Raw genomic sequence first — 24,819 nt, forward strand, 5'->3', positions numbered from 1 at the left:
CGGGGCGGAGAGACCCACCAGGGACGGCGGCCTGGAGACGGCCGGTGGAATGAACGGGCGCGCCGCGGGTGGCGGAGCCGGCAGTCGCCAGGCTGTCGGTGGGAGTGCTCCCAAGGATGCGGTCGGTGGGGGCGGTGGCAAGCCACCCGCACGGGTGGTTGTGGTCGACGACCAGACCGTGGTGCGCGAGGGGATCGTGATGCTGCTGGGGCTGCTGCCCGGGATTGAGGTCGTCGGTTCCGGTGGTGACGGTGAGGAGGCCGTCCGACTGGTCGCCGAACTCTCCCCGGACGTGGTCCTGATGGACCTGCGCATGCCCCGTTGCGACGGTGCGGAGGCGACACGGCGTATCCGCGCCGAGTATCCGGGGACGCAGGTCGTCGTGCTCACCACCTACGCCGACGACGATTCGCTGTTCCCGGCGCTCAAGGCGGGCGCGCGCGGATATCTGACCAAGGACGCGGGCGGGGAGGAGATCGTGAGGGCGGTAGAGGACGTGCTCTCGGGGGACGCGGGGCTCTCTCCGAGGATCCAACGACGGCTCCTGGAGCGGTTGTCGGAGCCCGAGCCGGTTTCCGCCGCGGAGCCGCCCGACGGCCTGACCGGGCGGGAGACCGAGGTGCTCGTCCTGATCGCCGAGGGGATGAGCAACCACGAGATCGCCCGGACGTTGCACGTGTCCACTGCGACGGTGAAGACGCACATCAACAATCTCTTCGCGAAGGCGGGACTCAAGGACCGTGCGCAAGCGGTCCGTTACGCCTACCAGCACGGGATCGCCAAGCCCCCGGGAGGCCGCCGTGCCTGATCAGGCTTCACCTGATGGGGTGAAGAGCACGGGGAGAAGAGTTGGGGATCTTTCCGTTCTGTCCATCCTTGTGCACGCGGCCGAACAGAGCCGCGGGCTAAGGAGAGTTCGGTGGAGAAGCACGACGGCCCCGCTGCGGCGCCGGGCCGGGGCGAGGCCGGCAGGGGGCACCCCGGTGAGCTGAGAGACCCCTGGTACGACGCGTTCGCCGCCGGCTGGGGCGAGCCGGACGGCGTGGGCGCGGCGGCTTCCGTGGTCGCGCCCCGGGACGGCGCACGGCAGCAGGGCGCGAGCGCGGCGGACATCTACCTGGAGGTGCAGCGCAGCGCGGCCTTCCAGGAGGTGCGCCGGCGGTACCGAAGGTTCGTGATGCCGGCGGTCGCCTTCTTCTTCACTTGGTACTTGGCATACGTCGTGACCGCGACGGCGGCGCCGGGGCTGATGGCGCGGCCCGTTGCCGGAGCGGTGAATGTGGCGATGGTGGCGGGGCTCGGACAGTTCCTCACCACGTTCCTGCTGACCTGGGCGTATGCGCGGCATGCGCGGTTGCGACGGGACAGGGCGGCGCTGGATCTGCGCTGGGCGGTGTTCGAACAGGAGAGGGAACGGGAGCAGGAGCAGGCAAAACGGCGTGGGCCGGGTGTGGTGGGGGAGCGGGGGTCGGAGCGATGACGGGGGATCACCAGTCGTTGGCCCTGCTGCTGTTCGGCGTGTTCGTGGCGGTCACGCTCGCGATCACCACGTGGGCGAGTCGGAAGAGGCACGGCTCGGCGGAGGAGTTCTATGCGGGAGGTCGGCTCTTCTCTCCCATGGAGAACGGTTTCGCCATCGCGGGCGACTACATGTCGGCCGCTTCCTTCCTCGGCATCTCGGGGCTGATCGCGCTCTTCGGGTACGACGGGCTGCTCTACTCGGTGGGGTTCCTCGTCGCCTGGCTCGTCGTGCTGTTCCTCGTGGCGGAACTGGTGCGCAACTGCGGGAGGTTCACGCTCGCCGATGTGGTCGCCGCGCGCATGAAGGAGCGGCCTGTACGGATCGCGGCGGGAACCTCTTCGGTGACCGTGTCCGTTCTCTACCTGGTGGCGCAGATGGTGGGGGCGGGCTCGCTGGTGGCGCTGCTGCTCGGGGGGACGAGCGGGGTGGCGCAGACCTGGACGGTCATCGGCGTCGGCGCGCTCATGGTGATCTATGTGTCGATGGGAGGGATGCGGGCCACCACCTGGATCCAGATCGTCAAGGCGGTCCTGTTGATGGGCGGCGCGATCGCGCTGACCGTGCTCGTCCTGGTGCGCTTCCACGGGGACTTCGACCAGTTGCTGCGGACGGCGGCCGATCGCAGCGGTCACGGTGAGAGGTTCCTCGCGCCCGGACTGAAGTACGGCGGTGACTGGACCGCGCGGCTCGACTTCATCAGCCTCGGACTCGCGCTCGTGCTCGGTACCGCCGGGCTGCCGCACATCCTCTCCCGCTTCTATACCGTGCCGACCGCGCGGGCCGCTCGTCGCTCGGTCGTCTGGTCCATCGGGTTGATCGGCAGCTTCTACCTGATGACGATCGTGCTCGGTTTCGGTGCGGCCGCGATCGTGGGGTCCAACGCGGTGCGCGGGTCGAATGCCGCGGGGAACACGGCGGTTCCGCTGCTCGCGCTCGATCTGGGAGGCGGCGCGGACTCCACGGGGGGAACGGTTCTGTTCGCCGTCGTCGCCGCCATCGCCTTCGCGACGATCCTCGCCGTGGTCGCCGGGATCACGCTCGCCTCGTCGGCGTCCGTGGCCCACGACCTGTACGCGTCGTTGCGGCGCAGGGGCGCGAAGCCGCGCAGTGAGGTGGCGGTGGCGCGCATCGCCGCGGCCGGGGTCGGGGTGGTCGCGATCGGCCTCGGGCTGCTCGCGCGCGATCTCAACGTGGCGTTCCTGGTGGGCCTCGCCTTCGCGGTGGCGGCGTCCGCCAATCTGCCGGTGCTGCTCTACTCGCTGTTCTGGCGGAACTTCACCACGCGCGGTGCGGTGTGGTCGGTGTACGGCGGGCTGGTGCCCGCGCTGGCACTGGTGATCCTGTCGCCGGTGGTCTCCGGCGGTCCCAACTCCCTTTTCCCCGGGGTGGACTTCCAGTACTTCCCCCTGGAGAACCCGGGCCTGGTCTCGATCCCGTTGGGCTTCCTCGCGGGGTGGCTCGGGACGGTGACCTCGCGGGAGGAGGCGGACGAGGCCAAGCACGCGGAGACGGAGGTGCGGTCGCTCACCGGTGCCGGCGCGGTGTAACGATTCCCCTGCGAGGCCGATGGTCGGGCATCCGGGCACCCTGGCTGCCGCCTTCGTACCTGTCCGCCTGTCCGCCTGCCCGCCTGCCCGGCGCCTGCGGCGGAGGTCGGTCAGACGCTTGCCGCCCACTCATAGCGGTGCTCGGGGCGGCCCGTGTCGCCGTACTTGAGGCTCAGCCTGACCCGGCCCGTGCGCTCCAGGAGCTTCAGATAGCGCTGTGCCGTCTGCCGGCTCAGCCGCGTGCGATCCGCCAGTTCCTGGGCGGAGAGCGGCGCGTCCGCGGCCATCAGGGCCCGGCGCACCAGTTCCGCCGTGGTGGGGGAGTGGCCCTTGGGCAGCTCCGGTGCCGGAGTCGCCGAGAGGGCGCCGAAGATCCGGTCGACCTCGGCCTGTTCGGCCTCGCCTCCGCCGTCCAGGGTGCGGCGCAGAGTGGCGTACGCATCGAGCTTGGCGCGCAGGCCCGCGTACGAGAACGGCTTGACCAGGTACTGGAGCGCGCCGTGCCGCATCGCCGCCTGCACCGTGGCGACGTCGCGCGCCGCCGTCACCATGATCACGTCGGTCTGATGGCCGCGCTCACGCAACGCACGGACGACCGAGAGGCCCGTCTCGTCCGGCAGATAATGATCCAGCAGTACCAGGTCGACGGGAACGTCCTCGACGAGGCGCAGCGCCTCGGCGGCGCTGTGGGCCTTGGCCGTCACCTGGAAGCCGGGGATCTTCGCCACGTAGGCGGCGTTGACGTCCGCGACCCGGGCGTCGTCGTCCACGACCAGGACATCGATCATCGTGCCTCCTCCGTGGTGGTGCGTTCCGGTTCCGTCAGTGGCTCCGTCAGCGGTGCGGCCAGCGGTTCGGTCAGTGCTTCCGGCAGGACGACGGTGAACTCCGCGCCCCCGTCGGGTGCTTCGCCGACCGCCGCGCTGCCGCCCTGCCGCTCGGCGAGCCGGCGGACCAGGGCGAGGCCGATGCCGCGCTTGCCGTGAGCCGGCGGCTCCTTCGTGGTCCACCCCTCGGTGAAGATCGTCTCGCGCCGCTCGGCCGGTACTCCGGGGCCGGTGTCGCGCACCCGGAGGACCACGGCACGCCCCTCGGTGCGCAAAGCGACCTCCACGCGTGCGTGGCGGGTGCCCGCGGCGGCGTCGAGCGCGTTGTCGACGAGGTTGCCGACGATCGTGACGAGGCCGCCCGGGTCGACGAGCCGGTCGGGCAGGGCCGTGTCGCGCGGCACGGAGAGGGCGACGCCGCGCTCCGCCGCGACCGTGGCCTTCCCGACCAGCAGGGCCGCGAGCAGCGGGTCGCGGATCTTCTCGGTGATCTGTTCGGCGGTCACGCGGTGCGCGCCCGCCACCTCGCCGACGAACTCCGCGGCCTCCTCGTACATCTCCAGTTCGAGCAGTCCGAGCAGCGTGTGCATACGGTTGGCGTGCTCGTGGTCCTGGGCGCGCAGGGCGTCGATGAGGCCACGGGTGGAGTCGAGCTCGCGGCCGAGCTGCTCCAGCTCGGTGCGGTCGCGCAGGGTGGCGACGGCGCCTCCGTCGTCGGTGGGCATGCGGTTGGCGATCAGCACGCGCTGGCCGCGCACGGTCAGCAGGTCGGTGCCGGTGACCCGGCCGGCGAGGACGTCGGTCGTACGTCCCGGGCCGAGCGCCTCGTCGAGCGGCTGCCCGATCACCTCCGTGCCGAGGCCGAGCAGGCGCTGGGCCTCGTCGTTGAGCAGCCGGATCCGGCCGCCGCGGTCCAGCGCGACGACTCCTTCGCGGATGCCGTGCAGCATCGCCTCGCGCTCCGCCAGCAGGGCGGAGATATCGGAGAAGGCCAGGTCACGGGTCTGCCGCTGCACCCTGCGGGAGATCAGGTACGCGGCGAGCGCGCCGACGGCGAGCGCACCGCCCGCGTAGGCGAGCAGTCCCGGGATGGAGTGGATCAGACGGTCCCGCACGCTGTCGTACTCGATGCCTACGGAGACGGCGCCCACGATGTCCCCGCCCGCGTTCCGCAGGGGCACCTTGCCCCGCGCCGAGCGGCCCAGCGTGCCGTCGTCGATCTCCATGACATCGCGGCCCGCCAACGCGTCGCTGGGGTCCGTCGAGACGACCTTGCCGATCTGGTCGCGATCGGTGTGGGACCAGCGCACCCCGTCCTTGTTCATGATCACGATGTACTCGGCGCCGCTGGCCCGCCGGATCCGCTCGGCCGCCGTCTGAACGGGTCCCTCGGCGGTGGGCCGCGAGGCCTCCAGGTCCGCGGCGATCCGCGGCTGGGCGGCCGTCGTCTGGGCGATGGCCAGCGCGCGGCGCATGGCCTGGTCGTCGAGCTGGTCGCTCAGCGGGGCGAGGAAGAGGCCCGTCGCGAGCACGGCGACCCCTGCGGCGATCGCCAGCTGCATCAGCAGCACCTGCGAGAACACGCGCCGTGGCAGGCCGAGGCGCAGGCGTCGCGCGGGGGAGGTCGGGCTCATGTGTACGAACGGTACGGCCGCGAGCGGTCTACTCCGAAGTCACTGTGGCGGGGATCTCCTGCCCGCCACCATCAGGTCCGCCCGCGTCCTGTCCGCCACCGTCGGGTCCGCCCGTGTCCCGTCCGCCATCGCGGGGTCCGTCCGCGTCTTCCCCGTCACCGTCGCGTCCGTCCGCGGCCTCCCCGCTCTCATCGGGAAGGCCGCGCACCGCCACCACGTCCATCCGTGCCGGGGAACCGAGCGCCGCGCCGCAGCTCTCCGGGCGGGGCGGCAGCGAGGCGCCCCGTGCGACGGTGACCTGCCACCGGCGGCCGTCCCTGTGGGTGACGGTCACCTCCCAGGGTGCGTCCGTGCTGTCTGCGCCGTCTGCGCCGTCCGTGCCGTCCGCCCGGACGACGTTCAGGGCCCCGGCGGCGTTCTCGCCCGTCGCCTCGCGCACCGCCAGCTCGGCGGCCTGCCCGGGGCGGTCCCACGCGGAGTTGCCCCGGCAGCCCTCCGTGACGACGCGATCCGCGCGGACGGCGTCGAGGACCTCCTTGACGGCGCGGGCGCCGGTCCGGCCGTACGCGTACCCGTACGGCAGCACGAGCAGCGTGGGCGAGAAGCGGTGGCCACCCAGATGAGTGATTTCCCAGGCGCCCTCTTCGCCGGCGGCGGCGAGCTCGGCGGCGAGAGGCCTGCCGAGCAGGGCGCAACAGCGGTCGCGCTTGCCGTTGGTGCACACGAGCGCGAGCGGCGCGCCCGTGTGAGGGGCCCCGAAGCCGCCGTGGTCGCCCGCGCCGAGAGCCGCGAAGTCGAGGTCCAGCAGTTCGCGCGGGTCGTCGGTCACCGCGCCGCGCAACCAGGTGCTGCCGGGCACGGTGTGACCCACGTACACCTGGTGGCGGGTCGGCGTGTGGCAGTCCGCGTGACGGCCGGGGCGGCGGATGAGCGCGACGCGTACGCCGGTTCCCTCGGCCGCCGCCTCCAGGGCGCGGCCGACCTCCGGGTCGAGATGGCTGGACGTCAGCGCCTTGGCGCCCCAGGGGCCGGACTGTTCCAGCAGAAGCCATGTCCTGGCGGTGGCCGCGGTCCCCGCGAGAGGCTCGTTCAGGTCCCGCGAGGCGGTCGCGCACGTACTCACGCAGGTGAGCCTAACCCGCGCCTCTTCCCGGCCATTTCACGCCTCACGGGCAGCGGCCATTTCATGCCTCACGGCTGTTCTCATGCGTCATGGCTGCTTCATGTGTCGAGAGACGCGAGGGGGTCGAGAGAGGCGCGAGGGTCGAGAGAGGCGTCCGGCGGGGCGGGCAGGGGCTGGGGCGGGCGCAGTCCGACGTACTGGCCGCTGGGGCGCATGCGCAGTGGCCGTTCCTCGTACTCCTCCAGGGCGTGTGCGATCCAGCCCGCCGTGCGGGCCACGGCGAAGATCGTCTCGCCGGCCTCCGCGGGCATCCCGGAGGAGGCGGTGAGGACGGCGAGGGCGAGGTCGACGTTGGCGCGCAGGTCCGTGTGGCGGGCGGTCGTGGCCACCACGTCGCGCGCCGCGGCGAGGGCGGGGCCGGCCTTCGGGATCACTTCCAGAAGGGCGAACAGGGCCTGCGCGCGCGGGTCTTCGCCCGGGTAGAGACGGTGGCCGAGGCCGGGGACGCGGCGGCCCGCGCGGAGTTCGTCGGCCACCACGGGAGTCGCACTGCCCCGGTCGAGCACGTCGAGGAGCATGCGGTGGGCGAGGCCGCTGGCCGCTCCGTGCAGCGGGCCCTCCAGGACGCCCAGGCCCGCCGACACCGCGGCGTAGGGATGGGCGCGCGCGGAGGCGGCGACGCGGACGGCGAGCGTCGACGCCGCGAGGTCGTGGTCGACGAGGAGCGCGAGGGCCGTGTCCAGGGCGTGCAGCGAGGCCTCGTCGGGTGCCCTGCCGGTGAGCCGGGCCCACAGGCGGCGGGCCAGTGGGCCTTCGTCCCGGTGGCCGCGCAGGACCGGCGGGAGCGCGGTGACGAGCGTGGGGATCAGTGTGCGGGCGGTGCCGATGACCGCCTCTTCGGAGAGGTCGAAGCGGAGCGGGTCGGCGGCCGCGGCGGAGATGGCGGCGACGCGCAGCCGGTCGGTCGGACCGCTGTGCTCCGGCAGCGCGCCGACGGCGCGGCGGGCCGCGGCGACGGTCTCCTTGGGGGCGGTGAAGGCGATGCCGGGGCGCAGGACGCCGGTCCACAGCCACTCGGCGACCTCTTCGTAGGAGTGGGCCACGGCGAGCTGTGCGGCGTCGACACCGCGGAAGTAGTAGCGGTCCTTGTCGATGAGCGTGATGCGGGTGCGTACGGAGAGTTCGTTGGCCGAGGTCGACGTGGTGGGCTCCCGCCTGTTCCTGCGGGCCAGCGCCTCCACCTCCTTGGCGTCGAACGTGCTGCCCCGTGACCCCGGGCCGCGGCGGCTGCTGAGCTGGCCGCGGCTCACGTACGCGTACACGGTCTCGGGCTTCACGCCGAGCAGCTCGGCGGCTTCCTTGGTGCTCAGCCGCCGTCGGCCCTCGTGCGTGGTTCCTTGCTCCGTCATGGGCGCCACCGTATCCGCATCCCGATGCCTGGATCTTTATATTGATTCAATCAATATTGACAGGGCTTCAGTCAAGCATGGACAGTCGAATCAGGTCCAGGCAGGAAGTCGAGGAAGAACATGCCGATCAATGGCTCCGCCGCCACCCCCGCGGTCGCCCCCGCCGAGTCCGTCCAGGTCCCACGAGGGCTCGCGGGCGTCGTCGTCACCGAGACCGAACTCGGTGACGTCAGGGGATACGAGGGCTTCTACCACTACCGCCAGTACTCGGCCGTCGAGCTCGCCCAGAGCCGCAGCTTCGAGGACGTGTGGCACCTGATGTTCCACGGCGAGCTGCCGGACGCCGGGCAGGGCGCCGCCTTCGCCGCGCGGACCGCGTCGCTGCGCCGGCTGCCCGACGAGGTGCGCGACGCGCTGCCCGCCATCGCGCGCGCCAGCGCGCTGTCGGGGCCGCTCTCCGGGCTGCGCACGGCCCTCTCGCTCTTCGGGGCGTCCAAGGGCTTTCGGCCGGTGTACGACATCGACGAGGACCGGCGTCGCGAGGATGCCCTGGCCGCTTCCGCCGTGGTGCCGACGCTGCTCACCGCGCTGTACCGGCTCGGTCAGGGGCTCGACCCCGTCGAGCCGCGCGACGACCTGTCGTACGCGGCCAACTACCTGTACATGCTCACCGGTTCGGAACCGGAGGCCGCGCGTGCCCGGGCGATCGAGCAGTACTTGATCTCGACCATTGATCACGGATTCAACGCGTCAACGTTCACCGCGCGGGTCATCACCTCGACCGGCGCGGACGTGGCGGCCTGTCTGGTGGGCGCGGTCGGTGCGCTGTCGGGGCCGCTGCACGGCGGGGCGCCGAGCCGGGCCCTCGACACGCTCGACGCGATCGGCACCCCCGACCGCATCGACGGCTGGATCCGCGAGCGGGTCCTCGCGGGCGACCGCATCATGGGCTTCGGGCACCCCGTCTACCGCACAGAGGACCCGCGTTCGCGCATGCTGCGCGACATCGCCCGGCAGTTCGGCGGCGACATGGTCGAGTTCGCCGTGGAGGTCGAGGGGCGCGTCGAGGCGATCCTGGCGGAGCTGAAGCCGGGGCGTGAGCTGCACACGAACGTGGAGTTCTACGCGGGCGTGGTCATGGAACTCTGCGGCCTGCCGCGCGAGATGTTCACGCCGACGTTCGCGTCCGCGCGGGTGGTCGGCTGGAGCGCCAACATCCTGGAGCAGGCGCGGGACTCGAAGATCATCCGGCCGGCGGCGCGGTATGTGGGGGCGGTACCGCCGGTTCCGGTGCCGGTTCCTCCGGCGCCGACGCCTCAGGGGGCCTGACGCGATGGGGCCCGGCCGCGTTTGAGGCGGCCGGGCCCTGGTGGTCGCGGGCAGGAATCCCCGGGTCGCCCGTGCGAGAGGCGGTGCGCCGGAGGGTGGCTCGGCGGTCAGAGGTCAGGGATATCGATCTTGGCGCGAATGAGCGTCTCTCGGGTGATGACCACGATCCGCTCGTCCTGCGAACGCCCCGCGTCGGACGGGAGTTTGCCGTCGAGAGCCGCTGTCCGGTCGGCGCCGATGACGGCGAAAGAGCCGTCGCTCAACTCGAAGATGTCGGGACACGTGTTGCCGTCGAGGCTGCCGCGCTGACGAGGGGACGCGCCGATGCGGCGGGTGATGTCTGGTGTGGTCACGAGCGGTAGGTTCCCATCTGCCAGCGACGTAATTGCACCAATTTCACCCACCGGGACAAGCGAGAATGAGCCAACCTACGCTCAGATGCTCGTCTGTGACGGCGTGACGGCGTGACGGCGTGACGGCGTGACGGCGTGACGGCGTGACGGCGTGACGGCGTGACCGCGTGACCGCGTGGCGGTGTGGCGCGTGAAGCCACGGCTCTGCCGGGTCGCGCCGTCGACGGTCGCCGAATGTCAGGACGAGCTGGGCGGCGCGGGAGGAGGCGTGACCGGCGGCACGAAGTACGCGGCGGACGGCACGGGCGGCCCCGCGGCCACGGCGGCGGCGTACGCCTCGTCGGCGATCCGCACGAATCGGCAGAGTCGGCGATCGGAACCCGACTCCATGAGCCGGTGCCAGGACGGGCCGCTGTTCGCCCAGTAGGCGCGGCCGACCTCGCCGCCGAAGTAGTCCAGCAGCGTGGACCGGGTGGTGCGCTCGTCGCACAGGTTCAGCTTGAAGTCGGTGCTCCACATGCTGACGATCAGATTGCTCACGAGGAGCTGGCGCCAACGCCGCTCTGTGACAGGCGTGTTGGGGGGTTCCCAGCACACCAGGAACTCCGGGTCGGTCAGGGTCAGAAGGGTGAGCTCGCGGTGCGCGGAGCGGTGGGACTCCTCGTGCTGTATGCGTGTCTGTCGCGCCTGGTGCGCGATGGAGAGGACGACGCCCACCAGGGCGGCCGCGGAGAAGATCGCGGACAGTGCGCCGTAGGTCTGGCTGATGTCGCTGAGGCGGTTCCAGTTCATGCCGCGCGGCGCGAGGCCGTCGAGGAGGAAGGGGGTCGCGGAGATGGTGGCGAGCGAGGCCAGGGCCGCGCTGCTCCATATCGCCACGCCGCGGGACCTGCTGCTGGGTGATGTCACTGTGCCGCCTCCTCCGGCCACGCCCGAGGGCGAGGCCGCCCTGTTCGTCGCTGGAAGTCGCCCTGCGGCACGAACGGTGTCCGCGCCGCGGAGCGGTCATTGCACTGCTAGTTGTCTGGGATGTCCGACTTGGCCCGGATCAACGTTTCTCGGGTGACGACGACGATGCGTTCGTAGTGGGCTCGCGCGGCGTCGGGCGGCAGTTCCGGATCCAGTGCCTCGGTCAGATCCGTGCCGATGATGGCGAAGTTGCCGTCTGAGAGCTCGAAGATGTCGGGGCAGTTCTGCCCGGAGAGGCTGCCCCGTTGACGGGGGGACGCACCAACACGGCGCTCGATCATCAAAGGGATCCCGGTCCTGTGAATGCAGCGGATGGGTCGGCCGAAGGTTACTGGGGACGTGAGTGGATATTCCGCTGATGCAGTGACAAAAGTCGGATTCACAGGAGAACTACATCCAGTTGTGATGTGTCGGGTCCGCCTCTGGTGTCCCGGGTCCGCCCGCCGAGCCGGGCAGTCGGCCGGGGAGCCGTCTCGCCGAGCCGGGCAGCCGTCCCGCCGAGCCGGTCGGCCGTCCCGCCGTACGGGCGATGACCTCGCACTTCATTGCGGCGGTGTGCCGACGACCCACCATTCCTCGGTGTCGGCCTCGTCGAGGTCATGGACCAACTCGTCGACCATTCGGCCTATTTGGGCTTCCACGGAGTCCTCTACGAGGCTAGCCCTGGCGGCCCGGGTGGCCTCCCAGTACTCGCGGAAGATGGGGTTCTGGAGCGTGCCCCGTAGATGGCCGAAGAGTTCCACCCGGCTGACGTTGCCGATGCGGTAGGCCAACAGGGCGTTGGTGTACACGGCGTTGGCGAAGAGGAACTGCCGGTGCTTCGCGGGCGGTACCGAGCCGTCGTAGGTGTCGAGCACGGCGGCCAGCGTCGGATCCTCCATCGCCTTGCTCAGCAGCTCCCACTGGAGTCGCTGCTGGTTGGCGAGGTCGATGTGTCGCTGCTGTTCGCCCCGGTCGGTCTGCTCGCATCGTTCGAGCCGCACGGTCTGCTCGCATCGTTCGAGCCGCAGCCGCAGTTTCTTGAGCTGGTTCTGCTGGTTGATGAGGGCACCGAAGGTGCCGACGGTCAAGGCGAGGCCCGCCGCGGCGGCAGGCCTCACCCCCCGTGTCCAAGAATTCTGTGTGGCCATGTCAACCCCCGAATCGGCGACCGTCCGCCGGTCGTCGGGTGCGGGTCGACAGGGAGCGGACCGGCGAGCGGTGGGCGGTGCGCTTGCCGTCTCCCAGGGTGCCGAGCGGCTCTGATCGGCGGGGAGGCGGAGAGGAGGCGCATGGAGGGAAGCAGCGGTCGCAGATCCCGGCGCCGTGCCCAATGTGTGCCCCGCGAGCGCCGCTAACAATCGTTCACTTCGCGGCCCGACCACGCGCACATATCCTGGGGCCGTCTTCAATCGTCGTACGGAATCCGCCGGGATCCGCTGAGATCCGTCGAGATCCACCGGAATCCGCCGGGATCCGTACGAACGTCGGCACGAGAGGTCCACGTGAACAAGCAGCAGATCCCGGTCGTCGTCCTCGCCGGCTTTCTGGGTTCTGGCAAGACGACCCTGCTCAACCATCTGCTGCACCGCAGCGGCGGCAGCCGGATCGGAGCGATCGTCAACGACTTCGGGTCGATCGAGATCGACGCCATGTCGGTGGCGGGTCAGCTCGGCGACTCGACCGTCTCTCTCGGCAACGGCTGTCTGTGCTGCGCCGTGGACGCGAGCGAGCTCGACGAGTACCTGGACCGGCTCGCCCGGCCCGCCGCGGGGATCGACGTCATCGTCATCGAGGCGAGCGGGCTCGCCGAGCCGCAGGAACTCGTGAAGATGCTGCTCGCCAGCGAGAACCCGCACATCGTGTACGGGGGGCTCGTCGAGGTCGTCGACGCCGCCGAGTTCGACGCCACCAGGGAGCGGCACCCCGAGGTGGACCGGCATCTGGGCATCGCCGACCTCGTGGTGGTCAACAAGGCCGACCGGGTGTCCAAGGAGGAGCACGCGCGCGTGCTCGGTGTCGTACGGGGACTCGCGGGACGCGCGGCCGTGGTCGCCGCCTCCTACGGCCGGGTCGACGTGGAGCTGTTCTTCGACCGTGCGCCCGTGGGGGAGCGCGTCGGACAGCTCTCGTTCGACGATCTGCGGGACGACGCCGCCGATGCCGATGCCGATGCCGACGCCGATGTCTCGGAAGGTGCCGACACCGTAGACGACGGAGAGCACTGCGCGGACGGCCGCTGCGGGCACCACGAGCACCTGCACTCCGCCTACGAAAGCCTGTCCTTCACCTCCGAAGCGCCCCTGGGCCCGCGCCCCTTGATGGCCCTCCTGGACAGCAGGCCCGAGGGTCTCTACCGCATCAAGGGGTACGTCGATTTCGGCGCCGCCGACCCCAAGAACCGGTACGAGGTGCACGCCGTGGGGCGGTTCCTGCGCTTCTATCCGGAGCCGTGGGGGCCCGGCGAGCCTCGGCTCACCCAGCTCGTCCTCATCGGGTCGGGCATCGACGTACCCGCCTTGGAGAAGGAGCTCCAGGCCTGTCGCGACAACGCCCCACAGGCCGATGAGCACGGCATGTGGGGCGTCCTTCGGTACGTCCAGGAGCCGGAGCCGGAGCAGGCGCAGGCGCAGGAACCGGACGAGAGCGTGGAGGGCACGAGCGCCGACGGCGACCTCTGACGCGCCGCCGTCGGCCCGCTCCTGCTACACCGGGCCGGCCACCGCCGCCACCGGCTTCTTGAGCGAGACCCCCGAGCCGTCACGGCGCGGGTCGATCTCCGGGAGCTCGGCCGGCGTGCCGTTGCGCTGTGCCGCGTGCGGCGGCGTCGGGCCCGCCCAGGCGAAGCTCAGGCAGTCTTCGCCCTTCAGGAACCGCTGGACACGCACACCACCGGTGGCGCGCCCCTTGCGCGGGTACTGGTCGAACGGCGTGAGCTTGGCGGTCGTCTGGACCGAGTCGTCGAGCGTGCCGCGCGAGCCCGCCACCGTGAAGACGACCCCGTCCGCCGCCGGGTCCACCGCGGTGAAGGAGATGACCTTCGCGCCGTCGGTGAGCTTGATGCCCGCCATGCCGCCCGCCGGGCGGCCCTGGGGGCGGACCTGCGAGGCCTGGTAGCGCAGCAGCTGGGCGTCGTCCGTGATGAAGACCAGGTCCTCCTCGCCGGTGCGCAGCTCGGCTGCGCCGACGATCCGGTCGCCGTCCTTGAGGGTGATGACCTCCAACTCGTCCTTGTTGGACGGATAGTCGGGGACCACACGCTTGACGACGCCCTGCGCGGTGCCGAGCGCCAGGCCCGGGGACGACTCGTCGAGTGTCATCAGACAGATCAGCGTCTCGTCGCCCTCCAGGGAGAGCAGCTCCGAAACGGGTGCCCCTCCGGAGAGGTTCGGCGCGCCCGCCGTCTCCGGCAGCTGCGGAAGGTCCACCACGGCGAGGCGCAGCAGCCGTCCCCCGGAGGTGACCGCGCCGACCTCGCCGCGTGCCGTCGCCGGCACCGCGGAGACGATCACGTCGTGCTTGACGCGCTTGGTGTCGCCGTCGGCGAAGGGCTCGCCGTTCGCCGTGCGCGCCAGCAGGCCCGTCGAGGACAGGAGCACCCGGCACGGGTCGTCCGCGACCTGCAGGGAGACCGCGGTGGCCTGGGTGCCGGAGGACTCCAGGAGCACCGTGCGCCGGTCGGTGCCGAACTTCTTCGCCACGGCCGCCAGTTCGGTGGAGACCAGCTTGCGCAGCTCGGTGTCCGAGTCCAGGATGCCGGTCAGCTCGTCGATCTCGCCGTTGAGCTTGTCGCGCTCGGACTCCAGCTCGATGCGGTCGTACTTGGTCAGGCGGCGCAGCGGGGTGTCCAGGATGTACTGCGTCTGGACGTCGCTCAGCGAGAAGCGCTCCATCAGGCGCTCCTTGGCCTGCGCGGAGTTCTCACTGGAGCGGATGAGGCGGATGACCTCGTCGATGTCCAGGAGGGCGACCAGGAGGCCCTCGACCAGGTGCAGCCGGTCGCGCTTCTTGCCGCGGCGGAACTCGCTGCGGCGGCGCACCACGGTGAACCGGTGGTCCAGGTAGACCTCGAGCAGCTCCTTGAGGCCGAGCGTGAGGGGCTGCCCGTCGACCAGCGCCACATTGTTGATGCCGAAGGACTCTTCCATCGGCGTCAGTTTGTAGAGCTGCTCCAGGACGGCCTCGGGCACGAAGCCGTTCTTGATCTCGATGACCAGGCGCAGGCCGTGCGCCCGGTCGGTGAGGTCCTTGACGTCGGCGATGCCCTGCAGCTTCTTCGAGCCGACCAGGTCCTTGATCTTGGAGATGACCTTCTCGGGACCGACCGTGAAGGGCAGTTCGGTGACGACGAGGCCCTTGCGGCGCGCCGTCACGTTCTCCACGGAGACCGTGGCGCGGGTCTTGAAGGTGCCGCGGCCCGATTCGTACGCGTCCCTGATGCCGCTCAGGCCGACGATCCGGCCGCCCGTGGGCAGGTCGGGGCCCGGCACGAACTTCATCAGCGTCTCGAGGTCGGCCCCCGGGTGCTTGATGAGGTGGCGGGCGGCGGCGATGACCTCGCCGAGGTTGTGCGGCGCCATGTTCGTCGCCATGCCGACGGCGATGCCCGACGAGCCGTTCACCAGGAGGTTCGGGTACGCCGCCGGGAGGGCGGACGGCTCCATCTCCTGGCCGTCGTAGTTCGGCGTGAAGTCGACCGTGTCCTCGTCGATCGACTCCGTCATCAGGGAGGTGGCGTCGGCCATCCGGCACTCGGTGTACCGCATGGCGGCCGGCGGGTCGTCGTTGCCCAGGGAGCCGAAGTTGCCGTGGCCGTCGACCATCGGCAGGCGCATGGAGAAGGGCTGGGCCATGCGGACCAGCGCGTCGTAGATCGACGCGTCGCCGTGGGGGTGCAACTTACCCATGACCTCGCCGACGACGCGGGCACACTTCACGTAGCCGCGGTCGGGGCGCAGGCCCATCTCGTTCATCTGGTACACGATCCGGCGCTGCACGGGCTTCATGCCGTCGCGCGCGTCCGGCAGGGCACGGGAGTAGATGACCGAATACGCGTACTCGAGGAAGGAGCCCTGCATCTCGTCGACGACGTCGATGTCGAGGATCTTCTCCTCGTACGAGTCGTCGGGCGGCGGGGTCTTCGTGCTGCGGCGGGCCATCGCTGCTGCGGCTCCTTCACCAGGCAAGTACGGGATCTGACGCCGACCATTGTGGACCGTCCCACTGACAACGCCGACCACGACCCGTGCCACGGCGCTGTCACGCGCGACTACGCCGAGGGCGGACCGGGAACTTCGTCAGGTGTCAGCACGCTTGCATACAGTGGCAGGACTGGCAGGAAAGTTCTGAAAAGCAGCGATCGAAGGGACGTACATGCCCATGGGTCACACGGCCACGGCCGAGGCCGGCTCCGGCGGCCTGACAGCGACCGAGCACCGGCTGGCCAACGGCCTGCGGGTGGTGCTCTCGGAGGACCATCTGACCCCGGTCGCCGCGGTCTGCCTCTGGTACGACGTCGGCTCGCGCCACGAGGTCAAGGGGCGAACCGGCCTCGCTCACCTCTTCGAGCACCTCATGTTCCAGGGCTCGAAGCAGGTGCACGGCAACGGCCACTTCGAGCTGGTCCAGGGAGCGGGAGGCTCGCTCAACGGCACGACGAGCTTCGAGCGCACCAACTACTTCGAGACCATGCCGGCCCACCAGTTGGAGCTGGCCCTGTGGCTCGAGGCCGACCGCATGGGCTCGCTGCTCTCCGCGCTCGACGAGGAGTCGATGGAGAACCAGCGAGACGTGGTCAAGAACGAGCGCCGCCAGCGCTACGACAACGTGCCCTACGGCACGGCGTTCGAGAAGCTGGTCGCCCTCGCGTACCCGGAGGGCCACCCCTACCACCACACGCCGATCGGCTCGATGGCCGACCTGGACGCGGCCACCCTGGAGGACGCGCGCCAGTTCTTCCGCACGTACTACGCGCCCAACAACGCCGTCCTGTCGGTCGTCGGCGACATCGACCCCGAGCAGACGCTCGCCTGGGTCGAGAAGTACTTCGGGTCGATCCCCTCGCACGACGGCAAGCAGCCGCCGCGCGACGGCTCGCTGCCCGAGCGCATCGGCGAGCAGCTGCGCGAGGTCGTCGAGGAGGACGTCCCGGCCCGCGCCCTGATGGCCGCCTACCGCCTCCCGGAGGACGGCACGCGCGCGTGCGACGCCGCCGACCTGGCCCTCACGGTCCTCGGCAGCGGCGAGTCCTCCCGGCTGTACAACCGGCTCGTGCGCCGCGACCGCACCGCCGTCGCCGCCGGGTTCGGTCTCCTGCGCCTGGCCGGTGCGCCGTCGCTCGGCTGGCTGGACGTGAAGACCTCCGGAGACGTCGAGGTGCCCGTCATCGAGGCGGCCGTCGACGAGGAGCTCGCCCGCTTCGCCGCGGAGGGCCCCACCGCGGAGGAGATGGAGCGCGCGCAGGCGCAGCTGGAGCGCGAGTGGCTCGACCGGCTCGGCACGGTCGCGGGCCGCGCCGACGAACTGTGCCGGTTCGCCGTCCTGTTCGGTGACCCGCAGCTCGCCCTCACCGCCGTGCGGCGCGTCCTCGACGTCACCGCGGAAGAGGTCCAGGCGGCCGCGGCGGCCCGCCTGCGCCCCGACAACCGCGCGGTGCTCGTGTACGAGCCCGTGACCGCCGACGCGGCCGAGGCCGCCACCGACGAGAGCGAATCCGCAGCCGACGCGGGCGCAGAGGAAGAGGAGGCGGCGAAGTGACCGAGGCCGCGACGATGCAGTTCCAGCCCCAGCCCCAGGCCGGTCCCGCCAAGCCCTGGGCCTTCCCCGCCCCCGAGCGCGGCGCGCTCCCCAACGGCCTCACCGTGCTGCGCTGCCACCGCCCCGGCCAGCAGGTCGTCGCCGTGGAGATCCACCTGGAGGCGCCCCTGGACGCCGAGCCGCAGGGGCTGGACGGCGTCGCCACCATCATGGCGAGGGCCTTCTCCGAAGGCACCGACAAGCACTCCGCCGAGGAGTTCGCCGCCGAGCTCGACCGCTGCGGCGCGACCTTCGACGCGCACGCCGACCACCCCGGCGTCCGCGTCTCCCTCGAAGTGCCCGTCTCCCGCCTCCCGAAGGCACTCGGCCTGGTGGCCGACGCCCTGCGCGCCCCCGCCTTCGAGGACAGCGAGGTCGAGCGTCTCGTACGCAACCGTCTGGACGAGATCCCGCACGAGGCCGCCAACCCGGCGCGCCGCGCGGCCAAGGAGCTCTTCCGGCAGCTCTTCCCGGCCTCCTCGCGCATGTCGCGCCCGCGCCAGGGCACCGAGGAGACGGTCACGGCCATCGACTCGGCGGCCGTGCGCGCCTTCTACGAGAAGCACGTCAGGCCCGCCACGGCCACGCTCGTCGTGGTCGGCGACCTGGCGGGCACCGACCTGGACGCCGTCCTCGCGGACACCGTCGGCGCCTGGACGGGCTCCGCGGCCGAGCCGCGCCCGGTGCCGCCGGTGACCGCCGACGACCACGGCCGCGTCGTCATCGTGGACCGCCCCGGAGCCGTCCAGACGCAGCTGCTGATCGGCCGCGTCGGCGCGGACCGGCACGACCGCGTCTGGCCCGCCCAGGTCCTCGGCACGTACTGCCTGGGCGGCACCCTCACCTCCCGCCTGGACCGCGTCCTGCGCGAGGAGAAGGGATACACCTACGGCGTACGGTCGTTCGGCCAGGTCCTGCGTTCGGCGCCGGACGGGTCGGGCGCCGCGCTCCTCGGCATCAGCGGCTCCGTGGACACGCCGAACACCGGACCGGCGCTCGACGACCTCTGGAAGGTCCTGCGCACCCTCGCCGCCGAGGGCCTCACGGATGCCGAGCGCGACGTGGCCGTGCAGAACCTCGTCGGGGTGGCCCCGCTGAAGTTCGAGATGGCCGCCTCCGTGGCGGCCACGCTCGCCGACCAGGTCGAGCAGCACCTGCCGGACGACTTCCAGGCGCGGCTGTACCAGCAGTTGGCCGCCACGGGCACCGTGGAGGCCACCGCCGCCGTCGTGAACGCCTTCCCGGGGGACCGCCTGGTGACGGTCCTGGTCGGCGACGCCGCGCAGATCGAGGAGCCCGTCAAGGCCCTCGGCATCGGCGAGGTGACGGTCGTCACCGGCTGAGTGACCGTCAGGCCGCCCCCGGGTGGCCCGGCGACCCTCCTGCCGGTCCTCCCGGCAGTCGGGACATTTCGTGACCCCGGCGACCGATTCGGTCGCCGGGGTCCTCATATGTCCGGATTCATATGGAGGTTGCCTGTCTGGTGTGTGGCGTGCGCTACAAAAGGTGGATTCTGTTTGTCGATCGAAAGATGCCCCGTTTAGCGTTCGGTCCGGCTGTCCGTCACGCAGTACGTCGCATCCGCGACACCGGACAGTCATCGCCGAGTCCCCGTACGGCGCGAGCCAGGGGAGCCGGGGACCCACACGTCCCTTGGGGTGAATCGGACACCTTGCCGTCAGGCGAGGGATCCGTAGGAGACCTTCCTGCTCCGAACCCGTCAGCTAACCCGGTAGGCGAGAGGGAAGGAAAGGATCACCCGCTTCATGGCGTTCACCCGTGCCACCGGGAAGCACCGTCGTCCGAGCCGCCTGACGCGTACCACGGCGAACGCCGCGGGTGTCGCAGCGCTCACCACCACCGGCGTCATCGGAGGCCTCGCGGGCCAGGCGTTCGCCGCCCCCGACGACATGGCCGTCGAGCACACCGGCCTCACCCAGGCCGTCTCCGTCGGTGACTCGCTCGCCGCCGGCGTCGACGCGCAGGCCGTCGCGCAGAAGCAGGCCGCCGCCGACGCCGCTGCCGCCCAGCAGGCCGAAGAGGCCGCCAAGAAGAAGGCCGCCGAGGAGAAGCGCAAGGCCGAGGCCGAGGCCAAGGCGAAGGCCAAGAAGGAGCGCGAGGCCAAGGAGCGCGCCGCCCGCGAGGCCGAGCGCAAGCGCCTGAACACCTACGTCTCGCCGATCTCCGGCAGTTACGTCTCCACGGGCTACCAGACCGGCGGCGCCATGTGGTCCTCCGGCAGCCACACCGGCGTCGACTTCCACGCCGCGTCCGGCACCACGGTCCACGCGGTCGGCTCCGGCACCGTCGTCGAGGCCGGCTGGGGCGGCGCCTACGGCAACAACGTGGTCATCAAGATGAACGACGGCACGTACACCCAATACGGCCACATGTCGTCCCTCAGCGTCACCGTCGGCCAGACGGTCACCCCGGGCCAGCAGATAGGCCTCTCGGGCTCCACCGGCAACTCCAGTGGTCCCCACCTCCACTTCGAGGCCCGTACCGGCGCCGACTACGGCTCGGACATCGACCCCGTCTCGTACCTGCGCTCGCACGGCGTCAACGTCTGACCCACGGGACCTACGGGATCCACGGGATCCACGGGACCCGCGGAACCCGCGGCACCGTCGCGCCGCCACAGCGGCGCACCCCACGCCACAGCGAAAGCCCCGGCTCGCCCCGAGCCGGGGCTTTCGGCGATCTCCGCCCGGGGGTCTTCCAGGCCTTCCCGGTCCCTCGCGCGCGTCCCGCGACTTCCTTGGCCAAAAGATATCCATGGATTCCGGTCCGCCATCGGAAATTGCGGCGTTCTGCAATAGAGTCGCGGAACGAGCGTCGGTCGACCGCGTTTCGCGGTGATTAAAGCGGAGGTCGGGTCATGCGCATTCCCGCGCACTCGGTATGCACGGCCATCCGGGACGACATTGTCTCCGGTGTGTACGAAAGGGGCGGCCGGCTCACCGAGGACCTCCTCGCGCGCCGCTACGGCGTCTCCCGCGTCCCCGTGCGCGAGGCACTGCGCACCCTGGAGGCCGAGGGCTTCGTCGTCACGCGCAGGCACGCGGGCGCGTGCGTGGCCGAGCCGACGGAGGAGGAGGCCGCCGACCTCCTGGAGATCCGGCTGCTGCTGGAGCCGCTCGCCGCGGCCCGTGCCGCGCAGCGCCGCACCGAGGCGCACCTGAGGGTCCTGCGCGGCCTCGTCAGGCTGGGCCAGGAGCGGTGCAGGAGCGGCCGGGGAGAGGATCTGGGGTCACTGGGCGGCTGGTTCCACGAGACGCTCGCCCAGGCGTCCGGCAGCGCCGGGCTCGGCTCGCTGCTCACCCAGCTGCGGCACAAGGTCGCCTGGATGTACGTCGTGCGGCCGTCGGCGGCGCCGGCCGCGTGCTGGTCCGAGCACGCCGCGATCGTCGACGCGGTGGCCCGCGGGGACGCGGAGCGCGCCAGGACGCTCACCGCGGCGCACGCCGAGCGCGTGACGGCCGCGCACCAGTGGCGCCCCGTGCGGCCGGCCGGCGCGGTGAGGGATTCGCAACATGCCGTAAACACGGTGAGCCTCCCGAATTAACGGGAGCGCCGTATACAAAGAGATGCACGGGGAATTCGCGTGCCGAGGCGCGCGAAAATGCGATGCGTAACGCGAAAGTGCGATGTGTAAAGCGTGGTGCGCAAAGAAAGGCGACGTCGCGCGCGTCGTCCTGCCGCGCGCTATTTCCGCCGCGGCCCAGAAAGCGGCTCACGTCGCCTCGAAAAGGGCTCACGCCGCCCCGGCATCGGCTCGCGCCGCCCCGGCATCCGATCACGCCGCCCCGGCATCGGCTCACGTCTCCTCGGCATCCGATCACGCACAAGCGTCGATGGGGTCGCCCGGATTTCCGGGCGACCCCATCGACGTACTGCGGGAGAACGTGTCCTAGACCGTCTCCGGGAGCTCCTCGAGCCCCTCCGCGACCAGCTTGGCCAGACGGTCGAGCGCGGCGTCCGCACCCTCGGCGTCGGAGGCCAGCACGATCTCCTCGCCGCCCTGGGCACCCAGGCCGAGCACCGCGAGCATCGAGGCCGCGTTGACCGGGTTGCCGTCGGCCTTGGCGATCGTCACGGGGACGCCGGCGGCCGTGGCCGCGCGGACGAAGATGGAGGCGGGTCGGGCGTGAAGGCCCTCGGCCCAGCCGACGTTGACGCGGCGCTCAGCCATGTGTTGCTGCCCTTCCAGGTGTCTCACACTTGTCTAGACCAGTGTCTCATGCCGTCGCGGGTGCTCCGTCTGACATACGTCCGGGCCTGCCCGGACGTATGTCCCTGGCCGCCCGGCCGTACGTCCCGCGCCCGGCCGCCGTTCGACGCGTCCTAGCCTGCCCCGGCCCCGGCGGGTGCGCGACCCGTACCCTGGCCCCATGCAGACCCCGTCGGATCAGCAGGATCGGCACGACCATCCCTCCCACTGGGAAGCCGATGTGGTGCTGCGCGACGGAGGCACCGCCCGCATCAGGCCCATCACGGCCGAGGACGCGGACCGCCTGGTCAGCTTCTACGAACAGGTCTCGGACGAGTCGAAGTACTACCGCTTCTTCGCGCCCTACCCGCGTCTGTCCGCCAAGGACGTGCACCGCTTCACCCATCACGACCAGGTCGACCGGGTGGGGCTCGCCGCGACCGTGGGCGGCGAGTTCATCGCCACCGTGCGCTACGACCGCATCGACGAACGCGGCATGGCCGCCAGCGCCCCCGCCGACGAGGCCGAGGTCGCCTTCCTCGTGCAGGACGCCCACCAGGGCCGCGGCGTCGCCTCCACCCTCCTGGAGCACATCGCGGCCGTCGCCAGGGAGCGCGGCATCCGTCGCTTCGCCGCCGAGGTGCTGCCCGCCAACACCAAGATGATCAAGGTGTTCACCGACGCGGGCTACCAGCAGAAGCGCAGCTTCGAGGACGGCGTCGTACGCCTGGAGTTCGGCCTGGAGCCGACCGACCGCTCGCTGGCCGTGCAGCGCGCCCGCGAGCACCGCGCCGAGGCCCGGTCGGTGCAGCGGCTGCTCACCCCGGGATCGGTGGCCGTGATCGGCGTGGGCCGGACGCCCGGCGGAGTGGGCCGCAGCGTGCTGCGCAACCTTCGGGACGCCGGATTCACCGGGCGCCTGTACGCGGTGAACGCCGCCTTCGCCGAGGGGAGCGAGATCGACGGCCTCCCGGCGCACCGCTCCGTCGCGGCCATCGGGGAGCCCGTGGACCTCGCCGTGATCGCGGTGCCCGCCGACCGGGTGCCCCAGGTCGTCACCGAGTGCGGCGAGCGCGGGGTGCGGGGCCTCGTGGTGCTCTCCGCCGGGTACGGGGAGAGCGGCGTCGAGGGCCGCGCGCGCCAGCGCGAACTGGTGCGCCAGGCCCGGTCGTACGGGATGCGCCTCATCGGCCCCAACGCCTTCGGTGTCATCAACACCTCGCCCGGGACGCGGCTCAACGCCTCGCTCGCCCCGCAGCCGCCCGCGCGTGGGCGCATCGGCCTGTTCACCCAGTCCGGCGCGATCGGCATCGCCCTGCTCTCCGGACTGCACCGGCGGGGCGCGGGCCTGTCCACCTTCGTCGGCTCCGGCAACCGCGCGGACGTGTCCGGCAACGACGTCCTCCAGTACTGGTACGAGGACCCCGACACCGACGTCACGCTGATGTACCTGGAGACCATCGGCAACCCGCGCAAGTTCACCCGCCTCGCGCGGCGCTCGGCCACCGCGAAGCCGCTCGTCGTCGTGCAGGGAGCCCGGCACAGCGGCATCGCCCCCACCGGCCACGCGGTGCAGGCCACCCGGCTGCCGCACGCCACGGTCTCGGCGCTGCTGCGCCAGGCGGGGGTCATCCGCGTCGACACGGTCACCGAGATGGTCGACGCCGGCCTGCTGCTCGCGGGGCAGCCGCTGCCGGCCGGACCGCGCGTGGGCATCCTCGGCAACTCGGAGTCCCTCGGGCTCCTCACGTACGACGCGTGCGTCGCCGACGGACTGCGGCCGCTGCCGCCGCGCGACCTGACCACCGGCGCCACTCCGGCCGACTTCCGTGCCGCGCTCGCCGAGGCGCTCTCGGACGACGCCTGTGACGCGGTGATCGTGAACGCGATCCCCTGGGTGGGGGAGGACGGGGACACGGCGGACCCGGAGACGCTGGCCACCGAGCTGCGGGCCGCCGCCGCGGGATGTCCCGCCAAGCCGGTCGCCGTGGTCCACGTCGAGCTCGGCGGCCTCGCCGACGCGCTCGCCGCGGCCGCCAGCACCCGGCCCGACGCCCCCGTCCCCGGAGGCGCCACGGAGCCCCGCCCTCGCGCCGCCGAGTCGGAGCCCGTGGCCCCGCCGGTGGCCGAACGCCCGCCCGCGCCGGAGGCGGACTCCGCCGAACCGCTCGCCGAGCAGTACCGCATCCCCGCCTACCCCGCCGCCGAGCGGGCCGTCCGGGCCCTTGCCGAAGCCGTCAAGTACGCGCAGTGGCGGCGCGAGGCCGCCGAGCCCGGCCGGGTGCACGAGTACGACGACATCGACGAGAACGGCGCCGCCGAGCGCATCACCGAACTGCTCGCCGAGGAGGGCGACCCGCGCGGCGTCACCCTCGCCCCGGCCGACGCCCACGAGCTGCTCGGGCGGTACGGCATCCCCGTACGGCAGGCCCTGCCCGCGCCCGACCCCGACGCGGCGGCGGCGGCCGCCCGCGCGCTCGGCTACCCGGTGGCCCTGAAGACCACGGCCCCGCACCTGCGCCACCGCGCCGACCTCGGCGGGGTGCGCCTCGACCTCGCCGACGAGGAACAACTGCGCCGGGCGTACCAGGAGTTGACGGACCTCTTCGGAGGGCCCGCCGAGCTGCGGCCGGTCGTGCAGGGCATGGTGCCGCGCGGCGTCGACACCGTCGTGCGCGCGGTCATCGACCCGGCGGCCGGAGCGGTGCTCTCGTTCGGGCTCGCGGGCGCCGCGTCCGAACTCCTGGGCGACACCGCGCACCGCCTCATCCCGGTCACAGACCGCGAGGCCACGTCGCTGGTCAGGTCGATCCGGACCGCACCGCTCCTGTTCGGCTGGCGCGGCTCGGCCCCCGTGGACACCCCGGCGCTCGAAGAGCTGCTCCAGCGGGTCTCCCGGCTCGTCGACGACCACCCCGAGGTGGTCGCCGTCTCCCTGGAGCCCGTGGTCGTCGCCCAGCGCGGCCTCTCCGTGCTCGGCGCCACGGTCCGTCTCGCGCCGCCGCCCGCGCGCGACGACCTGGGCCCGCGCACGCTCCCGGGGTACTGAGGCACGCATTCCGGGTGGCCGACCGCGCTTCCCGGGCGCCTGAGCGCACCGCCCGGGACCGAGGCGGCCCACA

20 protein-coding genes and 1 riboswitch are annotated in these 24,819 nt (G+C 71.7%); of the genes, 10 read left to right on the forward strand and 10 right to left on the reverse strand.

The window, feature by feature from the left end; genetic code table 11:
- Positions 1-49: 49 nt before the first annotated feature.
- The 3 genes from AB0L89_RS32515 (at position 50) to AB0L89_RS32525 (ending at position 3,069) form a co-directional block, all read left to right on the forward strand.
- On the forward strand, positions 50-808 hold the full coding sequence (locus AB0L89_RS32515) for a response regulator transcription factor (protein ID WP_365149052.1): 759 nt from the start codon (positions 50-52) through the stop codon (positions 806-808).
- A 180-nt stretch (positions 809-988) separates the two neighbouring features.
- Complete coding sequence (locus tag AB0L89_RS32520; RefSeq protein WP_365149225.1) at positions 989-1,480, forward strand: DUF485 domain-containing protein; 492 nt, start codon at positions 989-991, stop codon at positions 1,478-1,480.
- Entirely contained in the window at positions 1,477-3,069 is a 1,593-nt protein-coding gene (locus AB0L89_RS32525) for a cation acetate symporter (protein ID WP_365149055.1), read from the forward strand. Before AB0L89_RS32520 ends, AB0L89_RS32525 begins: the two co-directional genes overlap by 4 nt.
- A gap of 110 nt (positions 3,070-3,179) precedes the next feature.
- Here AB0L89_RS32525 and AB0L89_RS32530 read toward each other — a convergent pair whose 3' ends face one another.
- The 4 genes from AB0L89_RS32530 to AB0L89_RS32545 all read right to left on the reverse strand — a co-directional run bounded on the left by AB0L89_RS32530 (position 3,180) and on the right by AB0L89_RS32545 (position 8,062).
- On the reverse strand, positions 3,180-3,857 hold the full coding sequence (locus AB0L89_RS32530; protein ID WP_365149058.1) for a response regulator: 678 nt from the start codon (positions 3,855-3,857) through the stop codon (positions 3,180-3,182).
- Positions 3,854-5,530 (reverse strand): sensor histidine kinase, encoded by a 1,677-nt coding sequence (locus AB0L89_RS32535; protein WP_365149061.1) that lies wholly within the window; start codon positions 5,528-5,530, stop codon positions 3,854-3,856. The genes AB0L89_RS32530 and AB0L89_RS32535 overlap by 4 nt, the downstream gene beginning before the upstream one ends.
- A 28-nt stretch (positions 5,531-5,558) precedes the next feature.
- Positions 5,559-6,653 carry a sucrase ferredoxin gene (locus tag AB0L89_RS32540; RefSeq protein ID WP_365149064.1) on the reverse strand — a complete coding sequence of 365 codons (1,095 nt, stop codon included), beginning with the start codon at positions 6,651-6,653 and terminating at the stop codon, positions 5,559-5,561.
- A gap of 98 nt (positions 6,654-6,751) precedes the next feature.
- Positions 6,752-8,062 (reverse strand): citrate synthase family protein, encoded by a 1,311-nt coding sequence (locus tag AB0L89_RS32545; protein ID WP_365149067.1) that lies wholly within the window; start codon positions 8,060-8,062, stop codon positions 6,752-6,754.
- Between the two features lie 120 nt (positions 8,063-8,182).
- Between AB0L89_RS32545 and AB0L89_RS32550 the strand changes: the two genes are divergently transcribed.
- Positions 8,183-9,391 carry a citrate synthase/methylcitrate synthase gene (locus AB0L89_RS32550; protein WP_365149070.1) on the forward strand — a complete coding sequence of 403 codons (1,209 nt, stop codon included), beginning with the start codon at positions 8,183-8,185 and terminating at the stop codon, positions 9,389-9,391.
- 107 nt (positions 9,392-9,498) lie between these two features.
- On the opposite strand, the gene AB0L89_RS32555 is transcribed toward AB0L89_RS32550, so the two are convergent.
- The 4 genes from AB0L89_RS32555 to AB0L89_RS32570 form a co-directional block, all read right to left on the reverse strand.
- The gene (locus AB0L89_RS32555; RefSeq protein WP_365149073.1) at positions 9,499-9,744 is read right to left on the reverse strand and encodes a hypothetical protein; all 246 of its coding nucleotides are present in this window, start codon (positions 9,742-9,744) and stop codon (positions 9,499-9,501) included.
- Between the two features lie 237 nt (positions 9,745-9,981).
- On the reverse strand, positions 9,982-10,653 hold the full coding sequence (locus AB0L89_RS32560) for a DUF6082 family protein (RefSeq protein ID WP_365149075.1): 672 nt from the start codon (positions 10,651-10,653) through the stop codon (positions 9,982-9,984).
- Between the two features lie 107 nt (positions 10,654-10,760).
- Positions 10,761-10,994: a hypothetical protein gene (locus AB0L89_RS32565; protein ID WP_365149078.1), complete on the reverse strand. Its 234-nt coding sequence runs from the start codon at positions 10,992-10,994 to the stop codon at positions 10,761-10,763.
- 261 nt (positions 10,995-11,255) lie between these two features.
- Entirely contained in the window at positions 11,256-11,813 is a 558-nt protein-coding gene (locus tag AB0L89_RS32570) for a DUF6082 family protein (RefSeq protein WP_365149081.1), read from the reverse strand.
- Between the two features lie 384 nt (positions 11,814-12,197).
- Between AB0L89_RS32570 and AB0L89_RS32575 the strand changes: the two genes are divergently transcribed.
- Positions 12,198-13,373 carry a GTP-binding protein gene (locus AB0L89_RS32575; RefSeq protein ID WP_365149084.1) on the forward strand — a complete coding sequence of 392 codons (1,176 nt, stop codon included), beginning with the start codon at positions 12,198-12,200 and terminating at the stop codon, positions 13,371-13,373.
- A gap of 24 nt (positions 13,374-13,397) precedes the next feature.
- Here AB0L89_RS32575 and AB0L89_RS32580 read toward each other — a convergent pair whose 3' ends face one another.
- Complete coding sequence (locus AB0L89_RS32580) at positions 13,398-15,851, reverse strand: DNA topoisomerase IV subunit A (RefSeq protein WP_365149087.1); 2,454 nt, start codon at positions 15,849-15,851, stop codon at positions 13,398-13,400.
- Between the two features lie 220 nt (positions 15,852-16,071).
- Here AB0L89_RS32580 and AB0L89_RS32585 point away from each other — a divergent pair, with 220 nt between their 5' ends.
- The 4 genes from AB0L89_RS32585 to AB0L89_RS32600 all read left to right on the forward strand — a co-directional run bounded on the left by AB0L89_RS32585 (position 16,072) and on the right by AB0L89_RS32600 (position 21,052).
- Complete coding sequence (locus AB0L89_RS32585) at positions 16,072-17,448, forward strand: pitrilysin family protein (protein WP_365149228.1); 1,377 nt, start codon at positions 16,072-16,074, stop codon at positions 17,446-17,448.
- Entirely contained in the window at positions 17,445-18,830 is a 1,386-nt protein-coding gene (locus tag AB0L89_RS32590; protein ID WP_365149090.1) for a pitrilysin family protein, read from the forward strand. Before AB0L89_RS32585 ends, AB0L89_RS32590 begins: the two co-directional genes overlap by 4 nt.
- Positions 18,831-19,078: 248 nt before the next feature.
- A riboswitch (cyclic di-AMP (ydaO/yuaA leader) is annotated at positions 19,079-19,241 on the forward strand.
- Between the two features lie 12 nt (positions 19,242-19,253).
- A complete protein-coding gene (locus AB0L89_RS32595) occupies positions 19,254-20,057 on the forward strand; it encodes a M23 family metallopeptidase (RefSeq protein WP_365149093.1) in 804 nt (267 codons plus the stop codon).
- 308 nt (positions 20,058-20,365) lie between these two features.
- Positions 20,366-21,052 carry a GntR family transcriptional regulator gene (locus AB0L89_RS32600; protein ID WP_365149096.1) on the forward strand — a complete coding sequence of 229 codons (687 nt, stop codon included), beginning with the start codon at positions 20,366-20,368 and terminating at the stop codon, positions 21,050-21,052.
- Between the two features lie 345 nt (positions 21,053-21,397).
- Here the strand turns inward: AB0L89_RS32600 and AB0L89_RS32605 are convergent, their stop codons facing one another.
- A complete protein-coding gene (locus AB0L89_RS32605; protein ID WP_030021209.1) occupies positions 21,398-21,679 on the reverse strand; it encodes an HPr family phosphocarrier protein in 282 nt (93 codons plus the stop codon).
- A 199-nt stretch (positions 21,680-21,878) separates the two neighbouring features.
- Here AB0L89_RS32605 and AB0L89_RS32610 point away from each other — a divergent pair, with 199 nt between their 5' ends.
- Positions 21,879-24,746: a GNAT family N-acetyltransferase gene (locus AB0L89_RS32610; protein WP_365149100.1), complete on the forward strand. Its 2,868-nt coding sequence runs from the start codon at positions 21,879-21,881 to the stop codon at positions 24,744-24,746.
- Positions 24,747-24,819 lie beyond the last annotated feature (73 nt).

The sequence above is a fragment of the Streptomyces sp. NPDC052114 genome (genome assembly GCF_040680155.1).
Lineage (GTDB): Bacteria > Actinomycetota > Actinomycetes > Streptomycetales > Streptomycetaceae > Streptomyces.